18 protein-coding genes are annotated in these 22,287 nt (G+C 64.2%); 14 read left to right on the top strand and 4 right to left on the bottom strand.

What is annotated here, in order from left to right:
* Nucleotides 1-30 precede the first annotated feature (30 nt).
* Genes rfbD through rfbB form a run of 4 tightly spaced genes read right to left on the bottom strand, consistent with a single transcriptional unit; the run spans nucleotide 31 to nucleotide 3,429 of the window.
* Nucleotides 31-921 (bottom strand): dTDP-4-dehydrorhamnose reductase, encoded by an 891-nt coding sequence (gene rfbD, locus AC2A1N_RS00875; RefSeq protein ID WP_242893188.1) that lies wholly within the window; start codon nucleotides 919-921, stop codon nucleotides 31-33.
* Nucleotides 918-1,475 carry a dTDP-4-dehydrorhamnose 3,5-epimerase gene (rfbC, locus tag AC2A1N_RS00880; protein ID WP_242893190.1) on the bottom strand — a complete coding sequence of 186 codons (558 nt, stop codon included), beginning with the start codon at nucleotides 1,473-1,475 and terminating at the stop codon, nucleotides 918-920. Before rfbC ends, rfbD begins: the two co-directional genes overlap by 4 nt.
* Nucleotides 1,472-2,359 carry a glucose-1-phosphate thymidylyltransferase RfbA gene (gene rfbA, locus AC2A1N_RS00885; protein ID WP_180866714.1) on the bottom strand — a complete coding sequence of 296 codons (888 nt, stop codon included), beginning with the start codon at nucleotides 2,357-2,359 and terminating at the stop codon, nucleotides 1,472-1,474. The genes rfbC and rfbA overlap by 4 nt, the downstream gene beginning before the upstream one ends.
* Nucleotides 2,360-2,373: 14 nt before the next feature.
* Nucleotides 2,374-3,429 carry a dTDP-glucose 4,6-dehydratase gene (rfbB, locus tag AC2A1N_RS00890; RefSeq protein ID WP_242893192.1) on the bottom strand — a complete coding sequence of 352 codons (1,056 nt, stop codon included), beginning with the start codon at nucleotides 3,427-3,429 and terminating at the stop codon, nucleotides 2,374-2,376.
* A 263-nt stretch (nucleotides 3,430-3,692) separates the two neighbouring features.
* On the opposite strand from rfbB, the gene AC2A1N_RS00895 reads away from it, so the two are divergent.
* The 14 genes from AC2A1N_RS00895 to AC2A1N_RS00960 all read left to right on the top strand — a co-directional run bounded on the left by AC2A1N_RS00895 (nucleotide 3,693) and on the right by AC2A1N_RS00960 (nucleotide 22,124).
* Nucleotides 3,693-4,439 (top strand): electron transfer flavoprotein subunit beta/FixA family protein, encoded by a 747-nt coding sequence (locus AC2A1N_RS00895; protein ID WP_484371271.1) that lies wholly within the window; start codon nucleotides 3,693-3,695, stop codon nucleotides 4,437-4,439.
* Complete coding sequence (locus AC2A1N_RS00900) at nucleotides 4,439-5,377, top strand: electron transfer flavoprotein subunit alpha/FixB family protein (protein ID WP_242893196.1); 939 nt, start codon at nucleotides 4,439-4,441, stop codon at nucleotides 5,375-5,377. Before AC2A1N_RS00895 ends, AC2A1N_RS00900 begins: the two co-directional genes overlap by 1 nt.
* On the top strand, nucleotides 5,377-6,345 hold the full coding sequence (locus tag AC2A1N_RS00905) for a lysylphosphatidylglycerol synthase transmembrane domain-containing protein (protein WP_242893197.1): 969 nt from the start codon (nucleotides 5,377-5,379) through the stop codon (nucleotides 6,343-6,345). The genes AC2A1N_RS00900 and AC2A1N_RS00905 overlap by 1 nt, the downstream gene beginning before the upstream one ends.
* Nucleotides 6,346-6,486: 141 nt before the next feature.
* Nucleotides 6,487-7,884 (top strand): UbiA family prenyltransferase, encoded by a 1,398-nt coding sequence (locus tag AC2A1N_RS00910; RefSeq protein WP_242893249.1) that lies wholly within the window; start codon nucleotides 6,487-6,489, stop codon nucleotides 7,882-7,884.
* Entirely contained in the window at nucleotides 7,881-9,194 is a 1,314-nt protein-coding gene (locus AC2A1N_RS00915) for an FAD-binding oxidoreductase (protein ID WP_242893199.1), read from the top strand. Before AC2A1N_RS00910 ends, AC2A1N_RS00915 begins: the two co-directional genes overlap by 4 nt.
* Nucleotides 9,195-9,196: 2 nt before the next feature.
* On the top strand, nucleotides 9,197-9,928 hold the full coding sequence (locus AC2A1N_RS00920; RefSeq protein WP_242893202.1) for an SDR family oxidoreductase: 732 nt from the start codon (nucleotides 9,197-9,199) through the stop codon (nucleotides 9,926-9,928).
* 1 nt (nucleotide 9,929) lies between these two features.
* Entirely contained in the window at nucleotides 9,930-10,874 is a 945-nt protein-coding gene (locus AC2A1N_RS00925; protein ID WP_242893205.1) for an NAD-dependent epimerase/dehydratase family protein, read from the top strand.
* A gap of 269 nt (nucleotides 10,875-11,143) precedes the next feature.
* A complete protein-coding gene (locus AC2A1N_RS00930; RefSeq protein WP_242893208.1) occupies nucleotides 11,144-13,279 on the top strand; it encodes a hypothetical protein in 2,136 nt (711 codons plus the stop codon).
* A 125-nt stretch (nucleotides 13,280-13,404) separates the two neighbouring features.
* A complete protein-coding gene (locus AC2A1N_RS00935) occupies nucleotides 13,405-14,697 on the top strand; it encodes an NAD(P)/FAD-dependent oxidoreductase (protein WP_242893211.1) in 1,293 nt (430 codons plus the stop codon).
* Nucleotides 14,697-16,583, top strand: a complete 1,887-nt coding sequence (locus tag AC2A1N_RS00940; protein WP_242893214.1) for a hypothetical protein — start codon at nucleotides 14,697-14,699, stop codon at nucleotides 16,581-16,583. The genes AC2A1N_RS00935 and AC2A1N_RS00940 overlap by 1 nt, the downstream gene beginning before the upstream one ends.
* Nucleotides 16,580-16,981 carry a GtrA family protein gene (locus tag AC2A1N_RS00945; RefSeq protein ID WP_180866736.1) on the top strand — a complete coding sequence of 134 codons (402 nt, stop codon included), beginning with the start codon at nucleotides 16,580-16,582 and terminating at the stop codon, nucleotides 16,979-16,981. The genes AC2A1N_RS00940 and AC2A1N_RS00945 overlap by 4 nt, the downstream gene beginning before the upstream one ends.
* 73 nt (nucleotides 16,982-17,054) lie before the next feature.
* Entirely contained in the window at nucleotides 17,055-17,873 is an 819-nt protein-coding gene (locus AC2A1N_RS00950) for an ABC transporter permease (RefSeq protein WP_242893217.1), read from the top strand.
* Nucleotides 17,863-19,179, top strand: coding sequence for an ABC transporter ATP-binding protein (locus AC2A1N_RS00955; RefSeq protein WP_242893220.1), 1,317 nt, complete (start codon nucleotides 17,863-17,865; stop codon nucleotides 19,177-19,179). The genes AC2A1N_RS00950 and AC2A1N_RS00955 overlap by 11 nt, the downstream gene beginning before the upstream one ends.
* Nucleotides 19,176-22,124, top strand: a complete 2,949-nt coding sequence (locus AC2A1N_RS00960) for an FkbM family methyltransferase (RefSeq protein WP_242893225.1) — start codon at nucleotides 19,176-19,178, stop codon at nucleotides 22,122-22,124. Before AC2A1N_RS00955 ends, AC2A1N_RS00960 begins: the two co-directional genes overlap by 4 nt.
* Nucleotides 22,125-22,287 lie beyond the last annotated feature (163 nt).

Raw genomic sequence — 22,287 nt, forward strand, 5'->3', positions numbered from 1 at the left:
CCGTTATCCGCCGCACCGCGCGGCCGGCGATCAGAACTGCGCGATCACCCGCTTCAGACCGTCCTGCCACTCCGGCAGCACGATGCCGAAATCCTGCTGCAGCTTGCGATTGTCCAGCACCGACCAGGCGGGGCGCTTGGCCGGAGTCGGATACTCGGAACTGGGAATCGCCTCGACCGTCGGCACCTTGGCCAACACGCCGGTGGCCAGCGCTTCGGCGAAGATCGCCTCGGCGAACCCGTGCCAACTGGTCTGGCCACTGGCGGTCAGGTGCCATGTACCGGACAGCTGGCCCGGATGCTGCAGTGCCTGCGCGGTGACATCGGCGATCAGCGCCGCCGGCGTCGGCGTACCGATCTGGTCGGCGACCACCCGCAACGCATCGCGCTCGGCGCCCACGCGCAGCATGGTGCGCAGGAAGTTCGCGCCGTGCGAGGCATACACCCACGCCGTGCGGAAGATCAGGTGATGGCCGCCAGCCGCACGCACCGCATCCTCGCCATCGCGCTTGCTGGTGCCATACACGCCCAGCGGTGCGGTCGGCTCGTCCTCGCGGTAGGGCACGATGCCCTGGCCATCGAACACGTAGTCGGTGGAGTAATGCACGAACGGCACGCCATGTGCCGCACACCAGCGCGCGATCACGCCCGGCGCCTGCGCATTGGCGGCGAAGGCAACTTCAACCTCCTGCTCGGCACGATCAACGGCGGTATAGGCGGCCGCATTGACAACTACCGATGGTTGCAGCCGGTCGAGCAGCGCCGGCAGGCTGTCTGGCTCGCTGAAGTCGGCCACCTCGCAGGCGGTACCATCAGGCAGTTGGCCGCTACGCGTGGTTGCAATCACCTTCCCCAGCGGCGCCAGCGCGCGCAGCAGCTCCTGGCCGACCTGCCCGTTTCCGCCAAACACCAGCACGGTCATGGGACGTAGACCGGCAGGCGATCTTCGGCAATGTCCTTCAGGAACGGCGCGTTCTCGTCCTTGGCCGACAACGTCGGCGCGCTGATCGGCCAATCCACGGCGATATCGGCATCGTTCCAGCGCACGCCGGCATCGAAATCCTTCAGGTAGACCTCGGTGCACAGATAGCTGAACACCGCGCGCTCGGACAGCACGGCAAAGCCGTGGGCGAAGCCTTCGGGAATCCAGAACTGCTTCTTGTTCTCCGCGCTCAGCATCACCGCCTCCCACTGGCCGAAGGTCGGCGAACCGCGACGGATGTCGACGGCCACGTCATAGACCTCGCCTTCGAGCACGCTAACCAGCTTGCCCTGCGGGCGCGGCCACTGGTAATGCAGGCCGCGCAGCACGCCCTGCGCGGACGTCGACACGTTGCTCTGCACGAAACGGTCCGGCAGGCCCAGCGCAGCAAAGCGCTCGGCGTTCCAGGTTTCGAAGAAATAACCGCGGGCATCGCCGAACACCGCCGGCTCGATCACCACGCAACCGGGCAACTTGGTTTCAGTCACTTTCACGGAACGACTCCACGCAGAGCGAGTTTATGCAGGTACTGGCCGTAGCCATTCTTGATCAGCGGAGCCGCCAGTGCTTCCAGCTGTTCGGCAGTGATCCATCCCTGCCCGAATGCGATTTCCTCGGGGCAGCAGACCTGCAGGCCCTGACGGGTCTGGATGGTCTCGATGAAGTTGGAGGCCTCCAGCAGTGACTGATGGGTGCCGGTATCCAGCCACGCATAGCCACGGCCGAGCGCCTCCAGATGCAGGTTGCCTTCTTCCAGGTAGCGCTTGTTGAGATCGGTGATCTCCAGCTCGCCACGCGGCGACGGCTTGAGTTCACCCGCGTAATCGCTGGCGTTGCCGTCATAGAAGTACAGGCCGGTCACCGCATAGTTGGAGCGTGGCGCTGCCGGCTTCTCGACCAGATCGATCACCTTGCCGCTCTTGTCGAACTCGGCCACGCCGTACCGTTCCGGATCATTCACCCAGTAGCCGAACACGGTCGAACCGCGAACGCGTTCATCGGCGCGCTGGAGCACTTCGCGCAGGCCGTGGCCATGGAAGATGTTGTCGCCCAGTACCAGGCAACTCGGCTTGCCGGCGACGAAGTCGCGGCCGATCAGGTAGGCCTGGGCCAGGCCATCCGGACTCGGCTGCACCGCGTACTGGATGTCCATGCCCCACTGCGAACCATCGCCCAGCAGCTGCTGGAACAACACCTGTTCGTGCGGGGTGTTGATGATCAGAACCTCACGGATACCCGCCAGCATCAGCACGCTGAGCGGGTAATAGATCATCGGCTTGTCGTACACCGGCAGCAGCTGCTTGCTGACGCCCTTGGTGATCGGATACAGCCGGGTGCCGGAACCACCGGCGAGGATGATGCCCTTGCGCTGGGTCATGGTGTCTCCTGGGTTCAGGCCGTGGTGCCGATGCGCTGCAGGCGGTAGCTGCCATCCAGCACGCCGTTGACCCATTCCTGGTTGTCCAGGTACCAGTCGACGGTGAAGGTGATGCCCTGCTCGAAGGTGTAGGCCGGTTCCCAGCCCAGGTCGTTCTTCAGCTTGGAGGCATCGATCGCATAGCGGCGGTCATGGCCGGGGCGGTCGCTGACGTAGGTGATCTGGCTGCTGCGCGGCTGGCCATCCGCGCGCGGGCGGCGTTGGTCCAGCAGGGCGCAGATGGCCTGCACCACTTCGATGTTCTGCTTTTCCGAGTTGCCACCGACGTTGTAGGTCTCGCCCACCTGGCCCTTGGCCAGCACGGTGCGGATCGCCTCACAGTGGTCGGACACGAACAGCCAGTCGCGTACCTGCTTGCCATCGCCGTAGACCGGCAGCGGCTCACCGGCCAGCGCCTTGGCGATCACCAGCGGGATCAGCTTCTCCGGGAAATGGTACGGGCCGTAGTTGTTGGAGCAGTTGGTGGTGAGCACCGGCAGCCCGTAGGTGTGGTGGAACGCGCGCACCAGGTGATCCGAAGCCGCCTTCGACGCCGAGTACGGCGAGTTCGGGGCATACGGGGTGGTTTCGCTGAACTTGCCGGTCTCGCCCAGGGTGCCGTAAACCTCGTCGGTGGACACGTGCAGGAAGCGGAAGGCCGCGCCCGGTTCGGCCGGCAGCGCCTTCCAGTAGTCGCGCACCGCTTCCAGCAGGCCGAGGGTGCCCACCACGTTGGTCTGGATGAAGGCGCCCGGACCGTCGATGGAACGGTCCACATGGCTCTCGGCGGCGAAGTTCAGCACCGCATCCGGCTGGTGCTCGGCCAGCAGGCGGGCGACCAGCGCGCTGTCACCGATGTCGCCCTGCACGAACACGTGATTGGGGTTGCCTTCCAGGCTGGCCAGCGTCTTCAGGTTGCCGGCGTAGGTCAGTGCGTCGAGATTGACGACCTTGATGCCACGGGCGACAGCTTCAAGAACAAAGTTACCGCCAATGAATCCGGCACCGCCGGTGACAAGCCATGTGGGCACTACCTGTTCTCCTGATCGAAATTCATCCAAGGAGCGCCATCAAGCGCCCCGGCACAGCAGCACAGGATACATGCCGTTGGTCTTCACGACTGCCTGCGCGGCGTGAACGGCGCACCCGGAAACCGGGAGTGCTGCCGCACCGCAGCATAACCATACGCATTCGCATGGTCCCCTCAAGCCAGCTAGAATCGGGATCCCACCCCCGAACCGGTCGCTGTTGCAGGACCGGACGTTCTCCCCGTTATTGAAGGACCCCGTACCAGATGAAAATCCTCGTCGCGTACAAGCGCGTGGTGGACTACAACGTCCGCATTCAGGTCAAGCCGGACGGTTCCGGCGTGGTCACCGACGGCGTCAAGCTGTCCCCCAACCCCTTCGATGAAATCGCGCTGGAAGAAGCCCTGCGCCTGCGCGACAAGGGCATCGCCAGCGAAGTCGTGGTCGCCACCATTGCTCCGGCCGATGCCCAGGCGCACCTGCGCAACGGCCTGGCCATGGGCGCCAACCGTGCCGTCCATGTGGTCACCGACCAGGCCATCCAGCCGCTGACCGCCGCACGCACGCTGCTCAAGCTGATCGAGAAGGAACAGCCGGACCTGGTGATCCTCGGCAAGCAGGCCATCGACGACGACGCCAACCAGACCGGCCAGATGCTGGCCACGCTGTGGGGCCGCCCGCAGGCGACCTTCGCCAGCAAGCTGGACATTGCCGACGGCAAGGCCACGGTGACCCGCGAAGTCGACGCCGGCCTGGAAACGCTGGAAGTGGACCTGCCGGCGGTGGTCACCACCGACCTGCGCCTGAACGAGCCGCGCTTCATCAAGCTGCCGGACATCATGAAGGCCAAGGCCAAGCCGCTGGATACCCTGCAGCTGGCCGACCTCGGCGTTGAAGCCGCCGATACCTTCAAGACCACCCAATACGCTGCACCGTCCAAGCGCAGCAAGGGTGTGATGGTCAAGGACGCGGCCGAACTGGTGGCCGCACTCAAGCAGAAGGGGCTGCTGTAATGAGCAAGATTCTCGTCATCGCCGAACACCACGACGGCAAGCTCAACGCCGCCACCGCCAAGACTGTCAGCGCCGCCGCCGCCATCAGCGGTGCCAGCATCGACGTGCTGGTGCTGGCCGCCGATCCGGCTGCCGTTGCCGCTGAGGCCGCGAAGATCGCTGGCGTCGCCAAGGTCCTGACCGTGGCCAACGCTGCCAACGCGCAGCCCATCGCCCAGGTGCTGGCGCCGCAGATCGCGCAGCTGGCCAAGGGTTACACCCACGTGTTCGGCCCGTCGACCACCTTCGGCAAGGACCTGATGCCGTGCGTGGCCGCGCTGCTGGGCGTCAACCAGGTCTCCGACCTGATGACCGTCGAAGGCAGCCATACCTTCAAGCGCCCGATCTACGCCGGCAACGCGATCATCACAGTGGAAGTTCCGGCCGACCAGATCGTGGTCGCCACCGTGCGTGCCGCCTCGTGGCCGGAAGCCGCCCAGGGCGGCAACGCCGCCATCGAAGCGGCCAGCGTCGATGCTGCCCTGCCGACCCACACACGCTTCGTCGGCCTCGCCGCGGGTGCCAGCGACCGCCCGGACCTGCAGAGCGCCAAGCGCGTGGTCTCCGGTGGCCGCGGCGTCGGTTCGGAAGAGAACTTCAAGGTCATCTTCCAGCTGGCCGACAAGCTCGGTGCCGCCGTCGGTGCCTCGCGCGCCGCCGTCGATGCCGGCTACGTGCCCAGCGACCTGCAGGTGGGCCAGACCGGCAAGATCATCGCCCCGGAGCTGTATGTGGCGGTGGGCATCAGCGGTGCGATCCAGCACCTGACCGGCATCAAGGACGCCGGTACGATCGTCGCGATCAACAAGGATCCGGATTCGCCGATCTTTGAGATTGCCGATATTGGGTTGGTGGGGGATCTGTTTGCGATCCTGCCGGAACTGGAAGCTGCGCTGTAATGTCTGACTGCTCGTCCCCGGCGCCGGTGAAGCCGGCTCGCCGGAGACGCGCAGGCCTGTGGGTCGCCGCCACGGCGGCGGCCTACCTGGCGGTCCTCTGGTACATCGACCGCGACCGCAACATCCTTTCGCAGCTGGCCGCGCAGGCCAGCACGCTGCTGCTGTGCAGCGCCCTGGTGCTGGCCAGCTATGTGTTCCGCTACCAGCGCTGGCGCGCGGTGCTCGCCGCACAAGGGCTGCACCCACACAGCTGGGGCCGGGGCGCACTGGCCTACCTGGCCGGCTTTGCCTTCACCGCCTCGCCCGGCAAGGCCGGCGAACTGCTGCGCATCCGCTATTTCGACTGGCAGGGCGTTCCGGCCAGTGCCACCCTGGCCAGCTTCATCTTCGAACGTGCGCTGGACCTGCTGGTGATCACCGCGCTGGCGATCGGTGCGGCCCACCTGATTCCGGCCTTCGGCGCGCTGGCGGCGATCATTCTGGGCGTGCTGCTGGTGCTGGCCCTGCTGGGCTGCTGGCCGCCGCTGGCGCGCACCGCGCATCGCATCATCGAGCACCTGCCGGGTTTGCCGGTGCGGCGGCTGGGCCACTTCCTGGTCAGCGGCGCAGGCGCCCTTGGCCCGCTGTTGCACGTACGCCTGCTGTTGCCCGCCAGCCTGCAGGGCGCTGCCGCATGGTTGTTGACCGCCACTGCTTTCGCCCTGCTCTGCCAGGCGCTGGGCATTGCCCTGCCGTGGCCGTTGGCGCTGGGCATCTACCCGCTGGCCATGCTGGTCGGTGCCCTGTCCTTTGTTCCCGGCGGCGTGGGCACCACCGAGGCGGCGATCGTGGTCATGCTCGGTGCCAGCGGCGTTGCGGTCGATACCGCGCTGACCGTGGCCATCGGCATCCGGCTGGTCAGCCTGTGGCTGGCGGTGGCTGTGGGAATGCTTGCAATGGCGTTTCTGGAGCTGAAAGCCAGGCCATGACGTTCGGAAGGTGGATGGCTGCGCGTCACAGCCGGTTCCCTTATCATTCAGGGTGAATTCAACCGTGTGGAAAAGGAAGTATATGCAGCATCACGCCATTTTCTGCGAAGAGGCACGTCCGCTGTGACCTCATCACGTGCCCTGTGCGTCGATCTGGATGGCACCCTGCTCCGCTCGGACATCCTGTACGAATCGTTGCTGGCCCTGCTGGCCCACAACCCGCTATACCTGTTCCTGGTGCCGTTCTGGTTGCTGCGTGGCAAGGCCTACGTAAAGCGCCAGCTGGCCTCGCGCGTGCACCTGCCCGCCGAGACCCTGCCCTATGACGAGCGGGTCCTGGAGATCCTGCGTACGACCACCCAGCGCCCGCGAGTACTGTGCACGGCCTCCGACCGGCTGCTGGTACAGCCCATTGCCGACCACCTTGAGCTGTTTGAGGAGGTGATGGCCAGCGATGGCCAGACCAACCTGTCCGGCAGCAACAAGGGCCAGGCACTAGCAGCGCGCTTTGGCGAACGAGGCTTCGATTACATGGGCAACGGCACGGTCGACCTGAAGGTCTGGGCCCATGCCGGCGGCGCGATCGTAGTAAACAATGGGGCCGGGCTGGCCAGGGCCGCCGCGAAGCAGACCGAAGTGCTCGCCCACCTGCCCTCGCAGAACGGCGGCCTTATCACGTGGATCAAGGCGCTGCGCGTCTACCAGTGGCTGAAGAACCTGCTGGTGCTGGTGCCGTTGCTGACTGCCCACCGCTTCTTCGATCTCACCTCGATCATTGATGCGGGGGTGGCCTTCCTGGCATTCGGCCTGTGCGCATCCGGCGTGTACCTGCTCAACGATCTGCTGGACTTGACCCCCGACCGCATGCACCCGCGCAAGCGCAAGCGCCCGTTTGCCGCGGGCACGCTGCCACTACTGCATGGCCTACTGCTGGCGCCGTTGATCACCCTGGCCGGCTTCGCCCTGGCGCTGGCCTGCAGCCCGGCCTTTGCCGGCGTGCTGCTGTGCTACTACGTGATGACCCTGAGCTACTCGCTCAAGCTCAAGCGCATTGTAATGATCGACGTAGTGATGCTGGCGGCGCTTTACACCGTGCGCATCATCGGTGGCGCGGTGGCGATCAACTCCGAGCTGTCGTTCTGGTTGCTGGCGTTCTCGATGTTCGTGTTTCTCAGCCTGGCCATGCTCAAGCGCTACACCGAACTGGCCTCGGCACTGGCCAGCGGCAAGGAAATGGCAATCGGCCGTGGCTATTCGGTGGCCGACCTGCCGCTGGTGCAGTCGCTGGGCGCGGCCGCCGGCTACATCGGCGTCGCGGTCTTCGCGCTGTACATCAACAGTCCCGAAAGCCTGGAGCTGTACACCAATCCCAAGCTGCTGTGGCTGTTGTGCCCGATCCTGCTGTACTGGATCAGCCGCATGTGGATCGTCTCCCATCGTGGCGACATGCATGACGATCCGATCGTATTCGCAGCGATGGACCGCGGCAGCCAGATTGTCATCGGCCTCTGCGTGCTGATCGTCCTGCTGGCGATATGAGTGGAATGATCGGCCAGTCCTGGGGACGCTATCCGCACGTTGAGCAACGGATCCTCCCGGTGCTCGACCGCGATGGCACGCTGCCGCTACCGGTCGATGGTGGCAGCGTCCTGGGTCATGGCAATGGCCGCAGTTACGGCGACAGCTGCCTCAACCCAGGCGCCACGCTGCTGACCAGCCGTGCCCTGGACCGCTTCATCGATTTCGACACAGCCACCGGCATCGTGCGTTGCGAGGCAGGGGTGACGCTCGCCGACATCCTGGACATCGCGCTGCCGCGTGGCTGGTTCCTGCCAGTCACCCCGGGCACCCGCTACGCCACCGTGGGCGGTGCGATCGGCAACGACGTGCACGGCAAGAACCACCATCGCGCAGGTACGTTCTGCCACCACGTGCTGCGCCTCGAGCTGCTGCGCAGCGATGGTTCACGGCAGCAGCTCACGCCAAACGACAGCAGTGGCCTGTTCGCAGCCACCGCAGGTGGGCTTGGCTTGACCGGCTTCATCACCTGGGTCGAGCTGCAGCTTCGTCGGGTACCCGGCCCATGGATCGAAACCGAGTCGATCCGTTTCGGCAATCTCGCTGAGTTCTTCGAGCTTTCGCGCGACTCCGCCGAAGGGTTTGAATACACGGTGGCCTGGATCGATTGCCTGGCCAAGGGCGCAAACCTCGGCCGCGGCCATTTCCTGCGTGGTGACCATGCCCCTGGGGATGCGCAGGCGGCCACGCCCAGTTCGGCCCCTCGCCGCAGCATGCCCATCGTGCCGCCAGTATCGCTGGTCAATCCGCTCACCCTGCGTCCGTTCAACACGCTGTACTACTGGCGCCAGCCGGCACGCCGGACCCGCCACGTAGCGCACTACCAGAGCTATTTCTATCCGCTGGACGGCATCAACCACTGGAACCGCATGTATGGCCCGCGCGGCTTCCTGCAACACCAGTGCGTGCTTCCGCCGGAACACGCCCGCGATGCAACGGCGGCGCTGCTGGCAGAAATCGCCCGCAGCGGCCGTGGCTCGTTCCTGGCCGTGCTGAAGGAGTTCGGCGACCGCCCCTCACCGGGCATGTTGTCCTTCCCGCGCCCTGGCACAACGCTGGCCCTGGATTTTCCCAATGACGGACCGGATCTGCTGAAGATGCTCGACCGGCTTGATCGCATCGTCAGCGAGGCGGGTGGCGCCGTGTATCCGGCCAAGGACGCCCGCATGTCCGGGGCCTTGTTCCGCCAGGCCTACCCGGCCTGGGAAGCCTTCTCCCGCTTCATCGACCCCCGATTCTCATCCGGCTTCTGGCGCCGGGTGATGGAGTAACCATGCAGAAGATCCTGATCATCGGCGCTACGTCGGCCATCGCCGAATCCGTTGCGCGCCTGTACGCCACACGTGCCGCCGCGCTTTACCTGGTGGGCCGCAGTGCCGGCAAGCTGGACGCCATTGCCGCCGACCTGCGCGTACGTGGTGCCCAGCACGTGCATACCGGCGTACTGGACGTGAACGACCTGTCCGCGCACGGCATGCTGCTGGACAATGCCTGGTCGGCTCTGGGCGGCGTGGATACAGTGCTGATCGCCCACGGCACGCTGCCTGACCAGGCAGCCTGCGATGCATCGGTCGAGCTGTCGCTGCAGGAATTCGCCACCAACGGCACCTCGACCATCGCGCTTTCCGCCGCGCTGGCGCAGCGCCTGCAGTCCGGGGCCAGCCTGGCGGTCATCTCCTCGGTGGCCGGTGACCGTGGCCGAGCCAGCAACTATCTGTACGGCAGCGCCAAGGCAGCGGTCACCGCCTACCTGAGCGGCCTGGGTCAGCGCCTGCGTCCGGGTGGCATCAACGTGCTGGTCATCAAGCCCGGCTTCGTCGATACGCCGATGACCGCAGCGTTCAAGAAGGGCGCCCTGTGGGCGACACCGGACAAGGTCGCCGCCGGCATCCTCAAGGCGATCGGCAAGCGCAAGGCCGTTGCCTACCTGCCCGGCTTCTGGTGGGCCATCATGATGATCATCAAGAACATTCCCGAATTCGTCTTCCGCAGGATCAAGCTCTGACATGACTGACAAGCACGCCAAGATCGTCATCACCGGTGCCGCCGGCCTGGTGGGGCAGAACCTGATCGTCGAGCTCAAGCAGCAGGGCTACACCCAGCTGGTGGCCATCGACAAGCATGCCCACAACCTGGACATCCTGCACGGCCTGCATCCGGATGTCCGCGTGGTGAAAGCCGACCTGGCTGAACCTGGCGCATGGGCGACCGAGTTCAACGGCGCCGCCTGCGTGGTGCAGCTGCATGCACAGATCACCGGCAAGACCACCGATCTGTTCGTGCGCAACAACATCACCGCCACCGGCCATGTGTTGAAGGCGACCCAGGACGCGGCTGTGCCGTACATGGTGCACATCAGCTCGTCGGTGGTGAATTCGGTCGCCAAGGACGATTACACCAATACCAAGCGCGAACAGGAAGAAATGGTGGTGGCCAGCGGCCAGCGCCACTGCGTGCTGCGCCCGACGCTGATGTTCGGCTGGTTCGACCCCAAGCACCTGGGTTGGCTGTCGCGTTTCATGGCACGCACGCCCGTATTCCCGATCCCGGGCGATGGCAGGTTCATGCGCCAGCCCCTGTATGAACGCGACTTCTGCCGCTGCATCGCCAAGTGCATCGAAACCGAACCGGACGGCGAGGTCTTCGACATCGTCGGCGATACGCGCGTGGATTACGTGGACATCATCCGCACCATCAAACGGGTCAAGAAGCTGCATACGGTGATCGTGCACATCCCGATCGGCTTCTTTGGCTTCCTGCTGAAGGTCTACAGCCTGTTCAGCAGCAAACCGCCCTTCACCGCCGACCAGCTGAAGGCACTCAGTGCCGGCGATGACTTCAAGGGCATCGACACCGAGGCCGTTTTCGGGGTGAAGCAGACGCCGTTTGAAGAAGCGATTCGCGAAAGCTATACCGATCCCAGGTACTCGCGCATCGTGCTGCAGCGCTGAGCCACGGACCTCACTCTGCCCAGGGATGATCAATTCTGCTGAATGCCTATCCGCAGCCTCAATTCCAATCGAGTCAGGCAAGCGCGTCATTGCTGGTATAGGCGCCCACCGTCTCCCACGGGGAGATACGGCACTACCTGCTTCAGAGGAAGACGGTAAAGGCCAGCACAGCCATTCAACGAGGAAGTCGACTCTCCATGCCTGGTTCAATGCGACTGCCAAGGGTCGTGCGTCATAAGTCCCACGGCGCTTCAGCCTTGCTCACTCGCGTGCTGGTCGCGCTGCTTTTCGCTTGCTTCCTGATCCTGGGCGGCTGTAGCTCATACGTCGATCCCGCGCTGCAAACAGAAGGTGGCTGTCCTCCCTCAAGCTCCACCTTCCTGCCGGCAACCCCGTCGCTTGAGGGCCGGATTTCATATTGTGAAGGAGGCGATGGGTGGATCGGCTCGATCACTTCAGGCTTCTATCCGGCAGGTACCCAGCGCGTAGAGTTCATGCTCACCGGCTATCCCGCCAATCCGGGCATGTCGCTCAGTGCGGTCTCCCCGGAGGGACGTGAAGTTCCATTGACCACGTTCTCCAACCCGGCTGAACACTGGGAGCGCAAAGCGTTTGACATTCCTCCTGCAGTTTCGCTCACGGGATTCCGGATCCGCCTGCAGGACCAGACCTCATCAACCTTCGGCTGGGCCGGGATGGGCGCCTCCACGTCCAACCCAGCAATCGCCTCAATTGCTGGTGCATGGCCCATGCTGGTCGGCGTGATCGTCGGCAATGTGTGGCTGGTTGCACTGTCACTGGCCATGCCCGTTCGCGGCACACCAAGCGAACGGGTCGTGTTGGGGTTGCTGGTCGCAGGCTGTGTTTGGTTCATGGTTTTCTGTGCGTACGTGGTATCGGTGCAAGCTGGAGCGATAGTTTCACTGGCCGCCCTTCTGCTGCCGTTGCCCTTTGCGCTGATGTCGAGGATCGGCCACAGACTGTCCGCGGCAGACGTGACGGGCGTCCAAAGAATTCTTCTCCCGGGGGTGCTGCTGGCATGCTTTGTACTTTGGATCGGCCTGTTCCCGTTCCATTGGCAGGGTCATGAATGGGATGAGCCTGCCAAGCGCTGGTTCCCACTGGCGATGGATGGGTGGTTGCCTCTGATGTTTGGCGACATGCTTGCAGATGGCCACCTGGTCAGCCCAATGGCTGGCGATTGGCTCAGCAGCGATAGGCCTCCCCTGCAAGCCGGGCTCTACCTGATGATTCGCGGACTCCTTCCAGAAAGCCGTGGGCTGCTCTATCAGGGCATAGCCACATGGGCACAGACGCTCGTGCTGGTGCCGCTGGGCTGCCTGCTGACGCTGATCAGTGATCGTCGCAGCCGCGCAATTGCACTCTTCACTCTTTGCCTGTCCGCGCTGGTTCTACTCAATACGCTGATGGTCTGGCCCAAACTGCTGTCGGCAGCGTTCTGCCTCATTTATTACATGGCTTTGTTCCCCGGAAGAGTCACGCCCACCCGCTGGGGCCAGGCAGGTGTCGCAGCCGCGCTCGCGCTGCTGTCCCATGGCGGCGCACTGTTCTTTCTTGCAGGTACCTCACTCCTCCATCTGGCGTGGTATCGACGCCGGAGCGTGTCCATGCTGCTCCGGGCCGGTGCCCTTTCGGCTCTCATTTACCTGCCTTGGATCGCCTACCAGAGACTGATCGACCCACCTGGCAACCGGCTGATCAAGTGGCACTTTGCCGGAAAGATTCCGGTTAGCGACGAGGGCACGATGCAGGCTCTGACCAGTGCATATGGCCAGCTCACGCCTTCAACGTGGCTTCTGGCCCGCCTGGAAAACGTCAAGGAAATCACCGCAGGTGCGTTTACCGCACCTTACGAATCCCTGCAGGTCATATTCGGCGGGGCCCCTTCAGCAAGATCCCATTTCGTGGAGGAAAGCTTCTTCCACACGTTCCACGCGATGTGGTTCACCTCCCCATTGCTGCTGCTTCCATGCATTGCGTTGATGATGTGGCGCAAAAGGCGGCAACAGCAACCGGAGTCGATTCACAAGCCGCTTTTCCAGGCACTGGCTACGGCTACGATCACGTTTCTCATCTGCGCGATCCTGTTGTTCCAGGGAGGATCGGCAAACATCCATCAAGGGTCATACGCCGCAGTAGTCCTATTGCAATTGTCGATACTCCTGGCGACCTGGAAGACGATGCGTCCACTCTTCCATGCGGCCTGTGCGGCCAATGTCATTGCTGCACTGTCGATCTACGCTCTTGACCGTACATTCCTGCCGGGTCTTCAAATGGCCTACGTCGGCGGAACCCTGCTGCTGGCTGGCGCCCTGCTGGCAGCCTCGTTTGTTTCAACCAGAAGCGTGGACAACAGCACCAACTGCCCTGACCGGCAGACGTGATTCCCTCGCAGACTTGCGGCATAGTGCCTGCCGACAATGCATCCCCCTGCGCACGGGCCATCATGCCCCCCACCCTGCCAGTCGCCCCAGCACCTGCTGATAGTGAAATAAATTCAAGGAGTTACATGAAAAACTATGCCATCATCGGCGCAGGCCCCATGGGCCTGATGGCCGCCGTGAAACTCCTCGACCAGGGCCATTCCGTCACGATCTACGAGCGTGACGACCGCATTGGCGGCATGTCGGCCAATTTCGATTTCGATGGGCTGTCGATCGAACGCTACTACCACTTCATCTGCAAGACCGACTATCCGCTCTTCGCGCTGCTGGAGCGCTATGGCCTGTCCAAGGCGCTGCGCTGGACCGACACCAAGATGGGCTATTTCTACAAGGGAAAGCTCTACAAGTGGGGCAATCCGTTTGCACTACTGGCCTTCCCCCACCTTGGGCCGATCAGCAAGTTCCGCTATGCGCTGCACGTGATGTACACCAAGGGCATCAAGGACTGGACGGCGCTGGACAAGGAAGAGGCCGGCGCATGGATCCGGCGCTGGGTCGGCCAGAAGGCCTATGACGTGATGTGGAAGGATGCCTTCCGCCTGAAGTTCTTCGAGTTCAAGGACAACCTGTCGGCCAGCTGGATCGGCACGCGCATCAAGCGCGTGGCGCTGTCCCGCCGCAACCTGATGAACGAGAGCATGGGCTACCTGGAAGGTGGCTCGATGACGCTGCTGGAACGCATGGTGCAGGACATCCAGACCCGTGGTGGCCGCATCGAACTGTCCCGTGGCATCAATGAAGTGGTCTCCGAGAACGGCAAGGTCACCGGCGTCTCGATCGGCGGCGAGTTCACTGCATACGATGCCGTGATCTCCACCGCGCCGATCCAGTACGTGCCGGCCCTGGTGCCGGGCCTGCCGGCTGATTTCCGCGACAAGGTTGCGGCGGTGCAGAACATTCCAGTGGCCTGCGTCATCCTCAAGCTCAAGCATGCGGTGAGCGAGAACTTCTGGATGAACATCAGCGACCCAGGCATCGAGATCCCGGGCGTGATCGAGTACAGCAACCTCAACCCGGGCCACGATCCGGGCCAGAAGATCCTGTACGCACCGTACTACATGCCCAAGACCCACCCGAAGTGGCAGCGATCCAACGCCGAGCTGATCGAGGAAGTGCTGGGCTACCTGGCCCGGATCAACCCGGCCTTCAAGCGTGACTGGGTCCTGGCTTCGCACTGCCATCGCTATGAGTTCGCGCAGACGATCTGCCCGCCGGGCTTCCAGGACATGCTGCCGTCGATGCGCACGCCGGTGCAGGGCTTCTTCATGGCCGACACTGCCTACTACTACCCGGAAGACCGCTCGATCAACGAGAGCATCAACACCGCCCAGGCACTGGTGGACGAGGCACTGCGCTGATGAAGGGCTGGGTAGGCGCCGCCCGTGCGCGGCTGACCGGATGGATGCAGCCGCTGGATCCGGTGTTCCTGTTGACGGCCCTGCTGGTATCGATGATCGCGGTGCGCACCTACCTGGTCCTGACCCATGGCAGCAGCAGCCCGTTCTGGGACCAATGGGACGCGGAATTCGACAATCTGCTGCTGCCGTACCTGCGCGGTGAACTGGACATCGGCCACTTCTTCGCTGCGCATAATGAGCATCGCATCCTGTTCACCCGGCTGATCTCGTTGGGTTTGTTCGCCCTCAACGGCAACCAGTTCGACGCCAAGGTGGAGATGCTGTTCAACGTACTCCCCCATGCAGCCGCCATCGGTGCGATGGCCTGGGCCGGCATGCGCACCCTGCCAGCCGCGGCGCGTCCGCTGCTGGCGCTTGGAACCTTCGCGCTGGCCGCTTCGCCCTTGGGCTGGGAGAACCTGATCGCCGGGTTCCAGAACCAGTTCTTCATCCTGGCGCTACTGTCAGTGGTGACGGCCTGGCTGGCGTCGGCCGACGTCCTCGGCCGCACTCGCATCATCGTCATGGTGGCCTGCGCCGGGCTGGCACTGTTCACGATGGCCTCTGGCGTGTTCGCCGCCGCCGCCGCTGCGGGCCTGCTGATTTACCGCCTGCTGTCCGGCGACGTGGACCGCCGCCAGGGGGGACTTGCCCTTGCACTGCTGATGGTGGTGGCGGTGGCAGGCCTGCTGATGATGCCGCAGGCACCACATGGCGACACGTTCCATGCGCACTCCGCTGCGCAGTTCATGCAGGCGCTGAAGAACACCCTGGCCTGGCCATTGCGCCCCCTCTGGATCAGCGTGGTAGTGCTGTGGTTGCCGACGGCCGCGCTTTCGGTCCTGATGCTGCGACGGATCTTCAACCGGTCCAGCGTGCCGCGCGGGGAGCGCTTCGCCTTCGCCATTGCCGGCTGGGTACTGGTGCAGGCCGTGGCCATGGCCTACTCCCGCGGAATCGAAGTGGAACACGCCGTGTCGTCGCGCTACACCGACCTGCTGACGATCGGCGTGATCAACAACCTGTGGCTGGTCCTTTACGCCAGCTTCCGCAGCGCCAGCCGCTGGCCTGCCTGGGTGCGCGGCACCGTGCCGGCAGTCTTCATCGGCTGGACCGCGCTGTCCATGCAACCGAGCCTGGTCATGGCACAGGCCAGCATGGAAGAGCGCTCGGCGGCGGGTGCCCGGCAGGAACGCCTGCTGTCCGACTACCTGCGCGATGGTGACCTGGAGGCCCTGCGCGCGGCACCGGGACGGTTCCCCTATCCAGATCCCGAACGCATCGCCAAGGTCCTGGCGGCCGATGACGCGGCGGACATGATGCCGCTGGAGATTCGCCGGCCACTGCCGTTCTCGGTGGAGGCCTGCAACGGAATCAGCTCCTTCGGTGCCTACACCACGCTTCCGGTACTGCCCTATGCGGTCGGCACCTACGCACCGGGCACCGGCGACGCCAACCAGGCCGACTGCCGCAGTGCCGCGGTCAGCACCGACGGCGGCTGGATCGCCTATCGGCACGCGGGCGCAGGCATGCCTGTGGTGGGGGCACGCCTGGAAGGCAGCCACCATAGCGTCGACCTGGTGCGCGAAGGCGTCCAGGGCGAACGCTGGCGCACGCGCGTCGTGCAGCTCCCGGCCGACGACTACCGGTTGCACCTCGTCGACAACGACACGCATACCTGGATCGCCGTAACGCCACCTTCGAGGATCGGCGGCCTCAGCGCACTGCGGCTCTGGGCCGAAGAACGTGCTGGCCGACTGCTGTACGCGGCACTGGTACTGGTGTTGATGCTGTTGACCTATGCCGCGGCACAACCGCGGATCTCCGCCCCAAGGACCCCTGCATGAGCCGCCAGTTCCTCCTGTTCATCATCTGTGGCGGCACAGCGGCTGCGGTCAACGTGGGTAGCCGTATCCTGTTCAGCCTTGCTGTGCCCTTCGAGGTTGCCGTCTGTCTGGCCTACGGGCTGGGCATGCTGACGGCATTCATTCTGAACCGGGTTCTGGTTTTCAAGGGTTCGGATCGCCCCATCGGACAGCAGGCAGCGTGGTTCATCGCCATTAATGCCATCAGCCTGCTGCAGACCTTGGCCATCAGCGTCCTGCTCAAGCGCTGGTTGCTGCCACTGCTCAACTGGCCATTGGATATTCCACTCAGCGCCCACTTGGTCGGTGTGGCCGTGCCGATCTTCACTGCCTATCTTGGGCACAAGCACTTCACCTTTGCTCGCAGCAAGGCGGGGTGAAGCCTGAACGGCCTCCATGCGGGCCTCACCCGCCCGCAGTAGACTATCTGGTCAATCTCCTCGCCCTCGTTGAATGGAAGCCTTCCCCAGTTCCCCCGGCCAACTGATCCGGTCCCTGATCGACAACCGCCGACTGGTCCTCGCACTGGCGGCGCGCGAAATCGCCGCCCGTTACCGCGGGTCCTTGCTGGGACTGGCGTGGGCGCTCGTGCAGCCGATCTTCATGCTCGCCATCTATACGCTGGTGTTCAGCGAGGTCTTCAAGGCCCGCTGGCCGGGCGGCAGCGGTTCGCGCACCGAATTCGCCCTGGTGCTGTTCAGCGGCCTGCTGGTGTTCAACCTGTTCAGCGAGGTATTCAACCGCGCCCCGGGCCTGATCGTCGGCAACGCCAACTACGTGAAAAAGGTGGTATTCCCGCTGGAGGTCCTGCCGTGGGTCAGCGTGCTCACCGCGATGTTCAGCCTGGCGGTGAACCTGGTGGTCTGGCTGCTGTTCTACCTGGTGTCCACCGGTCTGCCGCCGATGACCGCGCTGCTGGCGCCGCTGGTGATGGTCCCGATGATCCTGTTCATGACCGGCATTGCTTGGCTGCTCTCTGCGTTGGGTGTGTTCCTGCGCGACACCGCGCAGATCACCGCGATCATCACCACCGCCGTGATGTTCCTGACACCCATCTTCTATCCGATCGATGCGATCCCGGCGTCGTTGCGGCCGGTGCTGAACATCAATCCACTGGCGCCCATCGTCGCGCAGATGCGCGATGTCCTGATGTGGGGCAAGGGGCTGGACCCGGTGGTCTATCCGACCTGCCTGCTGGTCTCGCTGGCGGTGTTCTTCATGGGCTTTGCCTTCTTCCAGCGCACACGCAAGGGGTTTGCCGATGTGCTCTGACATCGCCATCCAGGTGCAGGGCCTGGGCAAGTGCTTCAACGTCTATGAGAAGCCGACGCACCGGCTGATGCAGATGCTGTGGCGGGGCCGCCGGCAGTACTACCGGGAATTCTGGGCACTGCGCGATGTGGGCTTCACCATCCATCGTGGCGAGACGGTGGGCATCATCGGCCGCAACGGTGCCGGCAAGTCGACCCTGCTGCAGATGATCTGCGGCACGCTGACCCCCACCGAAGGCGCGATCACCGTCAATGGACGGGTGGCGGCACTGCTGGAGCTGGGCGCCGGCTTCAACCCCGAATTCTCCGGTCGTGAGAACGTCTATCTTGCCGCGTCGCTGTACGGCGTGGGAAAGGAAGAGGTGACCCGTCGCTTCGCCGAAATCGCCGCCTTCGCCGATATCGGCAATTTCATCAACCAGCCGGTCAAGACGTATTCCAGCGGCATGTACGTGCGCTTGGCATTTGCCGTCATTGCCCACGTGGATGCAGACATTCTGATCATCGACGAGGCGCTGAGTGTCGGCGATGCCTACTTCCAGCAGAAGTGCATGCGGTTCCTTGCAGGCTTCCAGCGCGGCGGTGGCACCCTCCTCTTCGTCAGCCATGACATGGGCGCGGTCAACGCGCTCTGTGCGTCCGCCGTGCTGTTGCGACGGCAGGACGGGCAGTACCAGTGCGATATCGGTTCTGCACGCGAGATCTCTGCCATCTATCTGCGCGACCTCTATGCGGACCGCCAGGAATCGGCTGTGACCAAGCCGAACGCAGCCCTCAGCCAGGGCAGCTACGATGCGGATAGCGTGGAAGCGACCCATTTCCATGCAGGCGCCTTCCGCCCGGACGTGGACAGCTTCGGCGCAGGGGGCGCGCACATCGAGAGCGCGGTGTTCACCGACGTCGATGGCAACATCGTGTCCGAGTTCTCTTCGCAGGACGACGTGCGCCTGGTGGTGACCGCGCGGGCAGGCAAGGCCCTGGACTATCCCGCCATCGGCTTCATGCTGAAGGACCGTAAGGGACAGTACCTGGTGGCCGAAAGCTCCGACAGCTACCTTCGCGATGAGGCCATCGCCGTCGAGCAGGGAAGCGTCTTCACCGTAACGTTCCAGATGCGCCTCCCTCGCCTGATCCGCGGCGAATACAGCCTGGATATCGCACTCGCCGAGGGCCCCGGCGATGACCACGTGCAGCACCACTGGCTGCACGATGCCATCGTCCTGACGGCCCTCAACCCACAACTGGTCCACGGCATTTCCGGCGCGCAGCCGCTGGCAGTGTCGTTCCGTACATCTCATCGCTCATGATCATCATTACTGGACGTCACGGCGTTTTCGAAACGCTCCCCGGTGACACCGTCATCGCCGATTCGCTGCGCTGGTATGGAGAGTGGGCCGAGAACGAGCTGGCGTTGCTTCGCCGCTTCATTGCGCCTGGAAGCGTCGTTGCCGACGTAGGCTCCTTCATCGGCACCCATGCTGTGGCCCTTGCCCGGAACATCGGCAGCCTGGGACATGTCCACGCATTCGAACCGCGTCGCAATGCCTTTGCCATCCTCCAACGCAACATCGAACGCAACGGACTCACCCGACAGGTCACGGCCCACAATGCCGGCCTATCCGACCATCCGGGCTCGATCTCGCTCGACGATTCGGCCGAGGAGGCCCAGAACCAGGGCGGCCTGAGCCTGATCGATGCCGGCCGCGGCTACACGGTGCGCATCGTCACCCTCGACTCCTTGCAGCTGACACGCCTGGATCTGCTGAAGGTTGACGTGGAGGGCATGGAAGCGCAGGTGCTTACCGGTGCCATGGAGACGCTGCAGCGCTGCCGCCCGGTCGTCTTTGCCGAATGCAACTCGGTGGAGGGCGCCGCGACCACCTTGGCCGCCGTGGCACAGCTGGACTACGCCGCCTTTGGAGTGGTCTACCCGGCCTTCAATCCCGACAACTTCAACAACTGCCCGGACAACTTCCACGGCGCCAATGCCGAATGCGGTCTGTTCCTGGTGCCGCGTGAACGCGCGCAGGGGGACGTGATTGAAGGAATGCGGCGCATCACTTCGCTGGAAGACGTAGTGGCGCTGCTGCTGGAGAAGCCGCAGTACCTGCCGGAAATGCTGCCCGATGCACCGGCCGTTCCGACCGTCCACCGCAGCCATCCGCTGCCGCCGCGTGCTGAGGCACGCGTGCAGCGCCCGCTGCATGTGGTCGCCCCGTTCTACCGCAACGAGCAGTTGGTAGCTCCGTTCATGCGCGGCCTGCGCAGCGTCGCTGGGGAACTGGCGCGTGCGGGCGCGTCGGTCTGGCTGTACAACGACAGCCCGGACTACGCTCCGCTGGGCGCAGCACTGCAGAAAGCGGCCGCCGAAGGTCTTGACGGCGTCGAGGTGCATGCGCTGTCAAACGAGGAGAACCTCGGGTTCATCGGCACCTGCAACCGCGCCTTCCAGCTCGCCATCGAGGAAGGTGCCGACGTCTTCCTGCTCAACTCCGATACCGAAGTCACCGCAGGTGCCATCGAAGAGATCCTGGCTGTGGCCGCGATCGACCCGATGATCGGCTTCGTCTGCCCGCGCAGCAACAACGCGACGCTGGCCACGCTGCCCTACACCATGGAACACGCCGATGTGACCGTCGAGCAGGCGCTTGCCAGGTTCCTGCCCCTTGCGCGCCGGCTGCCCCGTTTCTCGTTCATCCCCACTGCCGTCGGCTTCGCGCTGTGGATCCGCGGCACGCTGTTGGCGGAGTTCGGCATCTTCGACACGGTCTACGGCAAGGGCTACAACGAAGAGAACGACCTGATCATGCGCGCCAACCGCGCAGGCTATCGGGCCGCGCTGGCCAACCATGCCTTCGTCTGGCACCAGGGTGAACAGTCATTCTCGACCACGGGCCAGCAACGGTCCGAGCGCGAGGAGATCAATGGTGCAGTGCTGCGCCAGCGCTACCCGGAGTACGCCCCGCTCATCTATCGCTACTTCACATCGCCAGAGTACCGTGCCGAACGGCTGCTGGAGGCGCTGGACCCGGTGCAGGGGCAACGAACGATCGCCTTCGACTTCTCGTCCTTCGGGCCGTTCCACAACGGCACGTTCGAGTCGGGCGTCAAGCTGTTGTCTGCCTCGCAGCGTGCGTGGCCCAAGGACACCCGCATCGGCGTCTTCATCAGCGCACAGGCCTGGGCTTTCCACGGCCTGGATTGCCTGCCGGGAGTCGTCCGGCTGGAACCCGGCGACCACCGTAACCGGGTCGCCGCCGTGGTCCGCATTGGCCAGCCCTACCAGCTGGAAACCCTGCTGAACCTGTTCGAGACCGCGCCGGTCGTCGGCATCTTCATGCTCGATACCATTTCCACCGACTGCGGCTACCTGGCGCTGGGTTTCGACGAAAGCCTGTGGCGTTTCGCCTTCGAGAACATGAGCGTGTTGTTCACCAACTCGCAGTTCACCCTTGATCGCATACGCATGCGCTACCCGATTGGCAGCTCGACCCTGCAGCAGGTTTCGCTGCATTCACTGGATCCGGCCGACTACGCCAGCTACGAGCCCACCGAGTCGGAGGGTTCGCACATCCTGGTGATCGGCAACCATTTCACCCACAAGTTCGTGCGGGCAACGACCGACGCGCTGGCCACTGCGCTTCCTGGCCAGAAGATCATCGCCATCGGCTACCCCGAGGATGTCGAATTGCCAGCCAACGTGCAGTCGTTCAAGGCCGGCAACATCGATGAGGACACCTTCCGCTCGTTCTACCGCGATGCGCGCGTCGTGGTGTTCCCCAGCCATTACGAAGGCTTCGGCTTCCCGGTGCTGCACGCACTGGCCCATCGTCGGCCGGTCCTGGTACGCGACAGCGGCCTGAACCGGGAGCTGGCTGCACACATCACCGCCTCGGCCAACATCCACGCCTACGAAACCACGCGTGAGCTGGTGCAGCGGCTGCAGGAGGCGATGCCGGCCTGGACCGACGAACGACGCCAGGGCGAAGCCGACGGCTGGCACCGCTCCGCGCTGGAGGTCCATGAAGCCCTGACCTCGGCCATGAACCTGGCTAACGCGCCCCAGGTCGCCAAGGTGCTGCGCAACCTTGATGCACTCAAGCACCCTGCCACCGTGGCGGCAGAGATGGGAACCTCGGGCCAACGTATCGGCCGCAGGCTCGGTCGCATCATCGACCGCCTGTTGCGGATTCCGGGCGCGGCACCTGCTGCGCGCCTGGCCGCGCGTATTTACCGCAGCGTCGCCCGCTAGGTGGCGCTGAGGTGGACGGGCACCCCCATACCTTCCAGCACGTGCTTCGCAAGAAGACGCGAAGAGCATCTGCGCGAGCGTAGGCGGCAAGCGGCAGTCGTCTGTTGAGCCGGTTGGCCGTGCTGAAGGACTTGGTAAGCATGAGGCTTCCGCACAACCACCA

The organism is Stenotrophomonas maltophilia group sp. SKK55, from assembly GCF_057179845.1.